Source organism: Binatus sp. (SeqCode) (genome assembly GCF_049584895.1).
Lineage (GTDB): Bacteria > Desulfobacterota > Binatia > Binatales > Binataceae > Binatus.
In genome coordinates, this window is the sequence record NZ_JBAUYR010000010.1 from 1 (window position 1) to 11,327 (window position 11,327).

Genomic DNA, 11,327 nt, shown 5'->3' on the forward strand with positions numbered 1-11,327 from the left:
TACATGGCGCACGACGAAGACTTCGCGCGCTTCTTTACCTACATGAACCTGTTCGCACTATCGATGTTGATACTCATTCTTGCGGACAACTTACTAATGATGTTCGTAGGGTGGGAGGGCGTCGGGCTATGCTCCTACTTGCTAATCGCATTCTGGTACACCAATCCTCAGTACGCCTATAACGGCCGCAAGGCGTTCGTCGTCAACCGAATTGGTGACGCGGGCTTTCTGCTCGGGATGTTCACGATCGTCGGGACGCTCGGCGCGCACGGTGTATGGACGCTCAACTTCGTCGAACTTCGCAACAATGCTGCCCTGCTCGGCGGCGCGGGCGCGACTGCAGCATCCTTCCTGCTCTTCATCGGTGCGACCGGTAAGTCGGCGCAGATTCCGCTTTACGTATGGCTGCCGGACGCGATGGTCGGCCCGACTCCCGTCAGCGCATTGATCCACGCGGCGACGATGGTCACCGCCGGCGTTTATATGATCGCGCGACTCGGGTTTATGTTCTCGATGACGCCCAGCACTCTCGACCTGGTGGCGACGGTTGGGGCGCTAACCGCATTGTTCGCCGCCAGCATCGCGATCGTCCAGCCAGACATCAAGAAGGTGCTCGCCTACTCGACTATCAGCCAGCTCGGCTACATGTTTCTCGGCGTCGGATCGGGCGCGTATGCGTCGGGAATCTTCCACGTCATGACGCATGCGTTCTTCAAAGGCCTGCTGTTCCTGTGCGCCGGTTCTGTAATGCACGCGCTCGGCGGCGAGCAGGACATGAACAAGATGGGCGGGCTGCGGAAGAAGGTGCCGATCACATTCCTGACGATGTTTATCGCGACGCTCGCAATCTCCGCGATACCTCCGTTCTCCGGCTACTTCTCCAAAGATCTGATTCTCGAGGCCGCGTACGAGTCGGGGCACATCTCGCTGTGGATTGTCGGCGTGATCACCGCCGGGCTCACGTCGTTCTACATGTTCCGCCTGATCTTCATGACGTTTTTCGGCGACTCGCGGGTCGACTCCGACAAAGAACATCACATCCACGAATCGCCTGCCGTAATGACTATTCCGCTAATCGTACTGGCTATTCTGTCGACGGTCGGCGGATGGGTGAATCTTCCCGGCGGATTGCTGTGGGGAAACGCCTTCGTACGATTCCTCGAGCCGGCGGTCGGCACCTTCACGCCGCATCTGGAGGCGAGTTCGATTTCACTTTACCTGCCGCTGATCGTCTCGATTGTCGGGATCGCGCTCGCGTACGTATTTTATATTCGCTTGCCGGGGATTCCGTTCCTGCTGGCATGGCGACTGAAGCCAGCGTACGACTTGCTACTCAATAAGTACTACATCGACGACCTATATAACCTGATCGTCACGCGACCGCTGTTCTGGATCTCGGACAACGTGCTCAACCGCGCGATCGACAGCTATGTGATCGACGGCACCGCAGAGGGCGCCGGCCTTGCCGTCCAGACTTCGGGACAGGTGGCGCGGCGGGCGGAGACCGGCAACGTCCAGCACTACGCATTCGTTTACCTGCTGGGCGCGTTGGGGATCGTGGCTTACTACGTGTTCCTGGTGACCGGGCGATGAGCGGCGGTGTGCTCACAGCGTTGATTTTTCTGCCGCTGATCGGCGCGCTCTTTATCCTGATGCAGAGCGAAGAGCGCGCTATCTGGAATTCCGCGTTCATCTTCTCGCTGCTTCCACTCGCGCTCAGCTTCTATGTTTTGTATGAGTTCAATCCGCAGAGCGCGGACTACCAATTCGTCGAGCAGTACGATTGGATACCCACATTCGGCATCTCATACCATATTGGTATCGACGGCATTAGCCTGTTTCTGGTTCTACTGACTACTATCCTGATTAGTCTGTCGATCCTCTATTCGGGCGGCGGGGATATCGAGGAGCGTCCGCGCGAGTTCTGTTTCTTCATGCTGGTGCTTGAGACCGGCCTGCTCGGCACGCTGCTCTCGATCGATCTGTTTCTGTTCTACATGTTCTGGGAAGTGATGCTGATTCCGATGTACTTCCTGATAGGCATCTGGGGGCACGGCCGCAGGATCTACGCCGCTATCAAGTTCGTATTGTTCACGATGGTCGGGTCGCTGCTGATGTTGGTCGGCATCCTGTACCTGGTGTACCAGGCGCACGTGCATTTCAATCGCACCAGCTTCGATTTGCCGTTGCTATACCAGGTTCCGCTGACGGCTAGCGAAGCGCGCTGGCTGTTCGCGGCGTTCGCGGTTGCGTTCGCGGTCAAGGTGCCGATGTGGCCGTTGCATACGTGGCTGCCTGACGCTCATACCAACGCGCCCACCGCGGGTTCGGTGATACTGGCAGGCGTGATGCTCAAGATGGGCACCTATGGCTTTCTGCGTTTCGCGATTCCGCTGTTCCCGACCGTCGCGGTCGAGGCGATTCCGTTGTTCATGGCGCTGGCGGTAGTCGGGATAATTTACGGAGCGCTGGTCGCGATGATGCAACCCGATATCAAGCGGCTGATTGCCTATTCGTCGGTTAGTCATTTGGGTTTCGTGATGCTTGGAATTTTCGCGCTGAATCCTCAGGGCATCGACGGCGCGATTTACCAGATGCTCAATCACGGCGTCTCCACCGGCGGACTATTCCTGCTGATCGGGATGATCTACATGAGGCGTCATACGCGCGAGATTTCCGAGTTCGGTGGCTTGTGGAAGAGCGTTCCGGTTTATGCCGCGATCTTTATGGTGGTGATGCTCTCGTCGATTGGTCTGCCCGGGTTGAACGGTTTCGTCGGCGAGTTCCTGATCATGCTTGGCGCGTTCATTCGAATCAGGCTGGCCGTAGTTATCGCCGTCGTGGGCGTCATCCTCGAGGCGCTCTACATGCTGTGGACCTACGAGCGCGTGATGTTCGGGCCGATCGTCAAGGCGGTTAACGAAACCATAAGCGATCTGAACGGCCGCGAGATCGCGGTGATGGTACCGGTGATCGCGCTGATGCTGTTCATGGGGCTTTTTCCGCGTCCGATCATCAGCCGCATGGAGCCATCGGTGACTGCGATGTTGTCGCGGGCAAATTTCGCGGAAGCTCAGCTCGAACATGAACGACAGCTGAAGCGAATAGCCACTCTGCCAAGGTTAAATCACGAACCTGAAATTGCGGCTGCGATCCGATGAGTCCTTTCAATCTCGCCGCAATCAACTTCGTCTGGCTGCCAATCCTGCCGATGGTCATCATTGCGGTGGCCGCGATGGTCGTGCTGCTGGTGGGAGTGCGTGTCGACGACAGCGAGAGCGAAGGGCTGGGCCTGGTGACACTCGCGTCGCTGGGCGTGGCGTTCGTGTTCACGCTTGGAATCGTAGGTCAGAACGGAATCGCTTTTGCGGGCGCGATCTCGATCGACAGCTTTTCGGCATTTTTCGAGCTGGTGATTTTAATCGCGGCGATGTTCACGGTGATGATGTCGCTCGACTACGCCGCCGAGAACCATATTGCGGGCGCCGAATACTATGCGCTGCTGCTGTTTTCCACGCTCGGCATGATGTTGATGGCGACCGCGGGCGATCTGATCGTAATTTTTCTCGGGCTCGAGACCATGTCGATTTCGGTTTACGTGCTGGCCGGGATGATGCGCCGCAACGCGAAATCGAACGAAGCGGCAATAAAATATTTTCTGCTCGGCGCGTTCTCAACCGGGTTCCTGCTCTATGGAATCGCGCTGGTTTACGGCGCGACCGGATCTATCAAGCTCGGCCCGATTCACGACGCGCTGGCCTCGGGCGCGCTTGGATCGAATCCGCTGCTGCTGCTCGGAATCGGCATGATGGTGATCGGTTTCGGTTTCAAGGTCGCAGCGGTGCCGTTTCACATGTGGACGCCCGACGTTTACGAAGGCGCGCCGACGCCGGTGACCGCGTTCATGGCGGTGGGCGTGAAGCTGGCGGCTTTCTCCGCGTTCATCAGGGTGTTCCTGGTCGATTTTGAATCCGTTGGAGCGCACTGGCAGACGGTGCTGTGGGTGGTAGCGGCGCTTACGATGACGGTTGGAAATCTGATCGCCGTCGCGCAGACCAATATCAAAAGGATGCTCGCATACTCGGCGATCGCGCACGCCGGCTATCTACTGCTGGGCATGGCGGCGGGAGTGCAGTCGGGTCCGGCGATTCTGTACTACCTGCTCGGGTACGCATTCACGAATCTGGGCGCGTTCGCAGTGGTAATCGCGCTCGAACGTCGCGGCGAAGTGGGCAATCTGATCAGCGACTTTCGCGGACTGGCGTCGCGTCAGCCATTGCTCGCCGGCGCGATGGCAATCTTCCTGTTGTCGTTGGCGGGAGTTCCGCCGCTGGCCGGCTTCGTTGGCAAGTTCTACATTTTCAGCGAAGCATTGCACCAGGGATATACCGGACTGGTAATAATCGCAGTACTCAATAGTGTAGTCGCTACCTATTACTACTTTTATGTATTAGTCGCGATGTATATGCAGGAGGGCGGGCTGGAGGTGCAGCGACTGAGTAGTCGTCCCGCGCTGGTCGCCGCGATTGGACTTGCGGCACTGGCTACTATTCTGATTGGCGTTTATCCGGAGCCGTATATGGCATCGGCGGCGAACGCATTTCATTCCGCTAGCGGCGCCGAGGGAATACATACCGCGGCGTTTGATCCGTGAGCACCTCTCCCCTAACCCCTCTCCCTTGAGGAGAGGGGAACAGAAGGTAAGTCACGGATGACTTCGGTCTCTTCGCTACTTGCGGCGAGCGGGCTTTTTGGATGGCGGCTTTCTTGTGGATTTCGATGCGGGCGTCGCTACCGGCTTTGGTTTTGGCTTGACCGTCGGTTGCGGCTTTGCAGTCGCGGTCTGACTGTTGGCGGTGCCTGCGTAGGCGTCGGCTTCGATCTCGATCATCATGTCGGGATTTGCGAGGCGCCGCACTTCGACGACGGTCGATGCGGGAGGCGAGTCGGCGAAGAATTCCTTGTGCGCGCGGGCGACGTCGGCAAAACGAGTCATGTCGGTGATGAACATCCGCGTGCGAATCACCTGATGCATCGAGAGGCCCGCGCGCTCGAGCGCGGTGCGAATATTTTCGAGAGCCTGGCGCGCCTGCACGTACATCTGACCGGGGCCGACGATCAGCCCGCGATCGTCGGTGGCGGTGGTGCCCGAAACAGCGACAATGTCGCCGGCCCGCACCAGCCGTGAGTAGCCAACGATTGGCTCCCACGGCGTATTGGTCGAGATTCGCGAGATCGCGCTCATCTTAATTTCCCGCGCCGCGCGCGAAGTGGTTGCCCCGCGCGAAATTCTACACCGGGATGTCGCGGGTTGGGTAGGCTTCTTCGAGTTGTCGCGCCACCGAGCGCATCGGCGGCGCCGTCAGCCGTCCCGACGGCATCAGCCAGTTGCGAATTCGCATCAGCGTCGGGACGCCCGCCACGGGACGCTCCGCACTTCGCACCATGTCGAGTTCATGCTCGACGATTTGAGAATTGTGTCGACTTGCGAGCCTGGCGCCCGCGAAAATAATGCGCCGATCTTCCACCCAACTACCTCCACCTCATCCGCCCCAAAAGACGGCGAAATAAGGTTAAATCATACAGATGCCTACGAAATAGTCAAAAAATTTCTCGCCTAAAACTACGAATCTGTGCGAAAATAAATGCATGTTAAAGCGCGAAATGCGCGCTTGAAGTTATGCCGCACCTATCGTATTCTTGCCCCGTTTCGAGTTTCCGAGCTCAACTGAGCACCGAGCAACCAAGGAGAAAGCGATGCGCAAGGTCCTGCTTCTAGCACTAGTTTCGATGTTCTTCGTGACGGCTTGCAATAAATCCGAAGAGACGGCTCCCGCCCCTGACGCTGCCGCTTCTGCGGCCGCGCCTGCGGCCGCGGCTAGCGATGCAGGGGCCGCGGCGTCCAGCGCTGTGGCCAGCGACGCCGCAAGTGCTGCGGCTAGCCCGGCTGCGCCGTAATTCAGATCGTTTCCTGAGCGGGTTCCCGCGCGCCGTCTAGAGCCGTCGGCGCGCGGGGAAGCCCGCCGACTGCGGCGCCGATCGGGAAGAATCCGCCGAATCCCTGACCCGGATGCAGTGGTTGGCAATCGCCGGATCTATTGCTCTTCATCCGGTTCCTTGTCATCTCCGCGGTCTTCAATTTCCTGGGGCGAGACTTCCTTGACCAGTTCGGAGCTTCCACCCATTGGGGGTTCGGGTGCTGTCTGGGGCTCGTCGCTGCGAATTATTTCGACTGCACGATGGGCAGCTTCTCCGGCGAGCTTTTTCAGTTCTTCGGATTTTCGTGCCAGTTCCGTTGTCGTGCGCGATAGCTGAGACCTCAGGTCCGCCGTCTTTTTCGAATACTCAGCTTTCAGATCCGCGATTTTTGCGAGCGCCTGCTGACGGGCGGCGTCGCGCTTGCTCGCGTCGCCGAGCGCGGATTTCAGATTTGCGGCGAGCTTGCGACCCTGATCGCGCAGCGCCGTAATCTGCGAGGCGAGCTGCGCGCGCGCCTTTTGCGCCTCGCTCTTGACGCGAGCCTCAATCTGTCGCGCTTTGGCCTCGCGCTCGAGCTTGACTCGCAGTTCCTTGACGGTCTTGCGCAACTGCGCGACCTGCCTGAGCGCGGGATCTTTCCTGGCAGGCTTCCTGGGTGTTGACGGTTTTTTCTTTGTCGGCATTCGTCGTCTCCCGTCGCAGATCTTTTCTGGATCCTCAAACTAGGTCCGGTTGGTGATCAGATCAATGTGGACTCTACTTTCGGTATGCTGATGCGGGCGCCTGCGGGGACTGCTACCATGCGTTGCCAATGGCGACGGTTCCTAAACCGGCCCCTTCATCGGAGCAGCTGAAGCCGGGGCTCTCCTTGTTCGATTCGGTGACGCTGGTTGCCGGATCGATGATTGGATCGGGCATCTTCATCGTCTCCGCCGATATCACGCGCCAGGTCGGAACTCCCTTCACGTTGCTGATGGTGTGGCTGGTCGCGGGCGTGATGACGATCGCGGGTGCGCTGGCGTACGGCGAGCTCGCTGCGATGATGCCGCAGGCGGGCGGGCAGTACGTCTACCTGCGCGAGGCATACGGCGGGATGTGGGCGTTCATGTTCGGCTGGACGCTCCTGCTCGTCATCCAGACCGGGACGATCGCCGCGGTCGCGGTTGCGTTTGCGCGCTTCGCGGGCGTGATGTGGCCGGTGTTCGGATCGACGCTATGGTTCGGCGCGGGCGGCGCGGGATTGTCGGGCGAACGGGCCGGCGCGATCGCAGTGATCGCTCTTCTCACGGCGGCCAACCTGCGCGGCCTCAACATGGGGAAATGGCTGCAGAACTCCTTCACCACCGCGAAACTTCTCTCGCTGTGCTTGATCGTCGCCGTAGGATGCGTGCTGCTGCCGAATCCGGTCGCGCTCCACGCAAACTTCGGCAGCTCGACCGCGTTCTTCGGCACTCCTTCGATGTCCATAGCGGGAGCCGGGATATTCGGGGCCGCGATGGTCGGTGCGCTGTTCTCAGCCGACGCATGGGCGAGCGCCACCTTCGTTGCGGCCGAGGTCCGCAACCCTAAACGCGATCTGCCACTGGCGCTCGCGTTCGGCACCGGGGTCGTCATCGCGCTCTACATTCTCACCAACATCGCATACCTGTGCGAGCTGCCGGCGTCGGGATCGGCGGACGCCGCGAGCGTCGTGGGACGCGGAATTGCGCATGCGTCGAGCGACCGCGTCGCCGCGGCAGCGATGCAAGTAGTGTGGGGCAGCGCGGGCGCGAAGCTCACTGCGATCCTCGTGATGATCTCGGGCTTCGGATGCGCCAACGGACTGATCCTCACGGGCGCGCGCGTCATCTACGCGATGTCGCAGGACCGCGTATTCTTCGCGTCGGCCGGACGCCTCAATCGTGCGAGCGTGCCCGCGGTCGCACTCGTCATGCAGGGAGTCTGGGCGGCGGTCCTCACGCTGACGGGCACGTACTCGGAGCTGCTCGACTACGTGATCTTCGCGCAGTTGATGTTTTATGTGCTGACGGTGTCTGCCGTCTTCGTGCTGCGGCGCCGGCTCCCCGACGCGCCTCGTCCATACCGGGCGTGGGGTTATCCGATTGTGCCGGCGCTCTACGTCATCGCGGCGTCGGCGCTGATGATCGATCTGTTGATCCTGAAGCCGCGCTTCACCTGGCCGGGATTGCTGATCGCGCTGAGCGGCGTGCCGATCTACTACTGGACAACTCGTGACCGATCTGCCCGCGGATAGTTACTGACTGCTATCTCGCCGGATGTCGGGACTGGAATTGTCGGGAGTTTCTTCCGTTGTTGGGAGCGGTGCGCCCGCGTCCGCGCAGTTGGCCTGACCCAGTTTGCCGCTGCGGAACTCTCCAACAATCGACGTCAGGATGTAGTTGCTGCGCTCGGGCGACTGATTCCCGGCGAGTTTGAACAGTTCAGCGGCGTTGTGCGCCGCGTCGGTCGCGTCGTGGTCGTTCTTGGGCAGCCCGTATATCTGAAATACCTTGCACAGCGATTCGATTCCGTCTTTGCGGTCGCCTTCGGTAATCGGAGCGTTCGAGCCATCTGCCGACGGTGCGGGTTGAATCGTCCCGCGCCCACCGACCAAGCCGCGCAAAATTGTTCGGAAGAAGAAAAAAATCAGAAATAATACGACAATGCCGGCGACGACGCGTCCCGCCTTCTGATTTGAGGAAAGCTCGTTCCATGGCAGCAGCTCGAATCCGCCCTTGCCCCTGCCGCCTCCGCCACTCGACGACGGAGTATGGAATGTCGGAGTGCGAATTTCAGGCTTGGAGGGCTTGGGCGCTGGCGACGAGCCCCCACGTATCTGAGGCGAGACAATCGGCTTGCCGCCCGGCGTCGACGACGATCCGGGATCGCTACCCGACGCGATCAGCGGAGTCGCACAGTATCCGCAGAAGGCTGTGCCTTCCGGGTTATCTTTGCCGCATTGCCCGCATGCAGGCATCAGATCACCTTGGCCATCTCAGCAAATTTCGCGTAACCGGTGAAGAAATAGCTACTGTTTGTCCCCAGCCTCGTCTTTCTCCCGTGTAACACTTTGCCTGCGCAACGAGGCACAAGCTACAGGCGACGACACTTGCAGCTATGAAAGCTACAGCCGGAGCGCGCAAAGTCAATATGGCTGAGGAAGATTCACGCGGCGTAGGTTTGCTGCTCCAAGCTATTTCATCGCGACTGCTCGCTGATTAGCCGGACGCTCAAGACACACATTAGTCAGTTGATACGATCATGTTGGCGCACGCGCCACCCCGGATGCATTCCAATGCGGTGCGTGTAACAATCGATCGCGATGTCATTAGGACACGCCAAACGCGTATTCGCAATTGCCGCGACGCTGCTGTTCGCGGCCGGAATCGCGCGCGCGCAGGAAGGCGCGGTTCCCGTTCCCGACGCCTCGTACGGCGACACCGCCAGCAGCTATCAATCTCCGACCGACCTTCCGATGCCCGCGCCGGACGACCTGACCAACCCGGACACCGTGACGATTCCGATTCCAGGCGGCGGCGATATTACAGTTGATGGCCCCAACGCCCCAAGCGACACGCCGCTGCCCAACCTGCCTGGATCGCAATGGGGGATAACTCAGCAAACCCCATACTCCCACGACGTCGGCCCAACGTTGCCGTAAGGGGCACTCTCCTTTTCGTGTCATCCTGAGCCGCTGCGGCGAAGGATCTCGCGCGTAGCGCGCCTGCCTGATAGCGCCGGACGCCAGAGCGTCCGTCGAGATTCTTCGCTACAGCAGCTTTCGCTCAGAATGACACAAAAAAAGTGGAACTGATTCGCACTTTCCTTTGCCTCAGTACGCGGCGTCGAGGATGCCCACCAGCTGCTCGAGCGTTACCTCGACGCCTACCGTGTTCGCGCGCTTCACTTCTTCGAGGACGGTGCCTGCTATTCGCGAGATCTCTTCGCGCGGCACGCCTACGTCGCGAAGGCGGGTCGGGACTTCGAACTTGCCGATGAATTTGGCTATGCGATCGGCGCATTCTACCGCCGACGAGCGTGGACTCCGCGGGTCGAAGCGCAGGTCGAATCCTTGCGCGATCGGGCCGAAGCGGTCCGCGGCGACTTCCGCCATGAAGCGCATCACATGCGGCAACGTGATGCACGAGGTGACGCCGTGCGGGACGTTCCACATCGGGCCAATCTGATGCCCCAGCGCGTGCGAGATTCCGCCGCGGGTATTCGACATGCCGAAAATCGAGAGCCATGCGGCGAGCTGGCATCGCATGCGATGCTCGAGTTCGTCGTCGCCATGCATTTGCAGCGACGGCAGCAGATGCGCGTTCAGCAACTCGATCGCTTTGGTCGCGAGCGTATCGGTAACCAGCTGGTGCCGCGTCGAATACGAACCTTCCACCGCATGATCGAGCGCGCGCATCCCGGTTGACGCCCACAGCCACGCCGGCGTTTCTATCGTCAGGGCAGGATCGAGAATCACCACCTTGGCCTGCAGGCGCGGGTCGGCAACTCCGCCCTTCACTTTGGTCGATTCGTTGGTGACGCCGCCTCCGGGTGTGAACTCGCCCGCTGATAACGTGGTCGGTATCGCGATATGCAGAATATCGCCGCCCCTTCCCGATTCTGCGGCGCCTGCGCTGAAATCTATTGTTCGCGAACCGGCGCGTCCGCCCATCAACTGCCACGCCGCGTTCTTCACCGTGTCGATTGGACTGCCGCCGCCGAAGCTCACCATCGAATCGGCGCCGACCCGGCGCGCCTCGGCGACCAGTTCATTGACGGTATGCGAAGGCACGTGCTGCTCCGCGCCGGTGAACACTCCAGCCAGCGCGGAGCCTGCGGCGCTCTTAACCTTGTCCAGCAACTTCGAGCGGCCGAGCGTTTTGCCGGTAACGATCAGGGCACGGTTTGATCCGCGGCGCGACAATTCGCGTCCGAGTGATTCGACTTTGCCCGCGCCGAAGACAACCGTCTCGAGCCGCGTAAAATGGTATTCGCCAGCGGTCTTGTCCATTTAATTCTCTCCTTGCTCCTCAGTAGTGCTGGCTATGTCCCTTAGGATGATTCTCGAGAGTGCCAAAGACCTTATAGTCAAGCTTTTCGTAGAGTGGGCGCGCCTGGAAGCTGAAGGTCTCGCCGGAAGATTCGCCGCTCGAGGCGTCGGCGAATCGATGTTCCATAGCCCAAGGCGCAGTCCTGCGGCTGCGAACGCGGCGAGCACCACCATCCACTTGAACCATTTCATGTAGCCGCGATGGTTCATTGTCACGCTGTACCTTCAGAGTGCGAACGAACGTGGCACAGGCTTCAGCCTGTGATTCTTTCCTGGATTTGCATGGACCAGAAAATCA

11 protein-coding genes are annotated in these 11,327 nt (G+C 59.9%); 5 read left to right on the forward strand and 6 right to left on the reverse strand.

What is annotated here, in order from left to right; genetic code table 11:
• From nuoL to WB650_RS02285, 3 genes are all read left to right on the forward strand, one after another.
• Positions 1-1,593 (forward strand): NADH-quinone oxidoreductase subunit L (nuoL, locus tag WB650_RS02275; protein ID WP_423959267.1); only part of this gene is annotated, 1,593 nt, incomplete at its 5' end.
• Positions 1,590-3,161 (forward strand): NADH-quinone oxidoreductase subunit M, encoded by a 1,572-nt coding sequence (locus tag WB650_RS02280; RefSeq protein WP_422303418.1) that lies wholly within the window; start codon positions 1,590-1,592, stop codon positions 3,159-3,161. The genes nuoL and WB650_RS02280, both read left to right, overlap by 4 nt.
• Positions 3,158-4,654 (forward strand): NADH-quinone oxidoreductase subunit N, encoded by a 1,497-nt coding sequence (locus tag WB650_RS02285; RefSeq protein ID WP_422303419.1) that lies wholly within the window; start codon positions 3,158-3,160, stop codon positions 4,652-4,654. The genes WB650_RS02280 and WB650_RS02285 overlap by 4 nt, the downstream gene beginning before the upstream one ends.
• A gap of 75 nt (positions 4,655-4,729) precedes the next feature.
• Here the strand turns inward: WB650_RS02285 and WB650_RS02290 are convergent, their stop codons facing one another.
• The 3 genes from WB650_RS02290 to WB650_RS02300 all read right to left on the reverse strand — a co-directional run bounded on the left by WB650_RS02290 (position 4,730) and on the right by WB650_RS02300 (position 6,662).
• The gene (locus tag WB650_RS02290; RefSeq protein WP_423959269.1) at positions 4,730-5,245 is read right to left on the reverse strand and encodes a Rid family hydrolase; all 516 of its coding nucleotides are present in this window, start codon (positions 5,243-5,245) and stop codon (positions 4,730-4,732) included.
• A gap of 46 nt (positions 5,246-5,291) precedes the next feature.
• Positions 5,292-5,528 (reverse strand): hypothetical protein, encoded by a 237-nt coding sequence (locus WB650_RS02295; protein WP_423959271.1) that lies wholly within the window; start codon positions 5,526-5,528, stop codon positions 5,292-5,294.
• 567 nt (positions 5,529-6,095) lie between these two features.
• Complete coding sequence (locus tag WB650_RS02300) at positions 6,096-6,662, reverse strand: hypothetical protein (RefSeq protein ID WP_422304189.1); 567 nt, start codon at positions 6,660-6,662, stop codon at positions 6,096-6,098.
• 128 nt (positions 6,663-6,790) lie between these two features.
• Between WB650_RS02300 and WB650_RS02305 the strand changes: the two genes are divergently transcribed.
• Entirely contained in the window at positions 6,791-8,233 is a 1,443-nt protein-coding gene (locus WB650_RS02305) for an APC family permease (protein WP_422304188.1), read from the forward strand.
• On the opposite strand, the gene WB650_RS02310 is transcribed toward WB650_RS02305, so the two are convergent.
• On the reverse strand, positions 8,234-8,956 hold the full coding sequence (locus WB650_RS02310) for a hypothetical protein (protein WP_422304187.1): 723 nt from the start codon (positions 8,954-8,956) through the stop codon (positions 8,234-8,236).
• Between the two features lie 345 nt (positions 8,957-9,301).
• Here WB650_RS02310 and WB650_RS02315 point away from each other — a divergent pair, with 345 nt between their 5' ends.
• The gene (locus WB650_RS02315) at positions 9,302-9,640 is read left to right on the forward strand and encodes a hypothetical protein (RefSeq protein ID WP_422304186.1); all 339 of its coding nucleotides are present in this window, start codon (positions 9,302-9,304) and stop codon (positions 9,638-9,640) included.
• A 171-nt stretch (positions 9,641-9,811) separates the two neighbouring features.
• Here the strand turns inward: WB650_RS02315 and WB650_RS02320 are convergent, their stop codons facing one another.
• Both WB650_RS02320 and WB650_RS02325 read right to left on the reverse strand, forming a co-directional pair.
• Entirely contained in the window at positions 9,812-10,990 is a 1,179-nt protein-coding gene (locus WB650_RS02320) for an iron-containing alcohol dehydrogenase (RefSeq protein ID WP_423959273.1), read from the reverse strand.
• A 19-nt stretch (positions 10,991-11,009) separates the two neighbouring features.
• The gene (locus WB650_RS02325) at positions 11,010-11,156 is read right to left on the reverse strand and encodes a hypothetical protein (RefSeq protein ID WP_422304184.1); all 147 of its coding nucleotides are present in this window, start codon (positions 11,154-11,156) and stop codon (positions 11,010-11,012) included.
• Positions 11,157-11,327 lie beyond the last annotated feature (171 nt).

Coding starts and splice junctions, on each gene's coding strand:
- WB650_RS02290 (WP_423959269.1), bottom strand. CDS start 5,245: ATGAGCGCGATCTCGCGAATCTCGACCAATACGCCGTGGGAGCCAATC.
- WB650_RS02315 (WP_422304186.1), top strand. CDS start 9,302: ATGTCATTAGGACACGCCAAACGCGTATTCGCAATTGCCGCGACGCTG.
- WB650_RS02325 (WP_422304184.1), bottom strand. CDS start 11,156: ATGGAACATCGATTCGCCGACGCCTCGAGCGGCGAATCTTCCGGCGAG.
- WB650_RS02320 (WP_423959273.1), bottom strand. CDS start 10,990: ATGGACAAGACCGCTGGCGAATACCATTTTACGCGGCTCGAGACGGTT.
- WB650_RS02305 (WP_422304188.1), top strand. CDS start 6,791: ATGGCGACGGTTCCTAAACCGGCCCCTTCATCGGAGCAGCTGAAGCCG.
- WB650_RS02280 (WP_422303418.1), top strand. CDS start 1,590: ATGAGCGGCGGTGTGCTCACAGCGTTGATTTTTCTGCCGCTGATCGGC.
- WB650_RS02310 (WP_422304187.1), bottom strand. CDS start 8,956: ATGCCTGCATGCGGGCAATGCGGCAAAGATAACCCGGAAGGCACAGCC.
- WB650_RS02285 (WP_422303419.1), top strand. CDS start 3,158: ATGAGTCCTTTCAATCTCGCCGCAATCAACTTCGTCTGGCTGCCAATC.
- WB650_RS02300 (WP_422304189.1), bottom strand. CDS start 6,662: ATGCCGACAAAGAAAAAACCGTCAACACCCAGGAAGCCTGCCAGGAAA.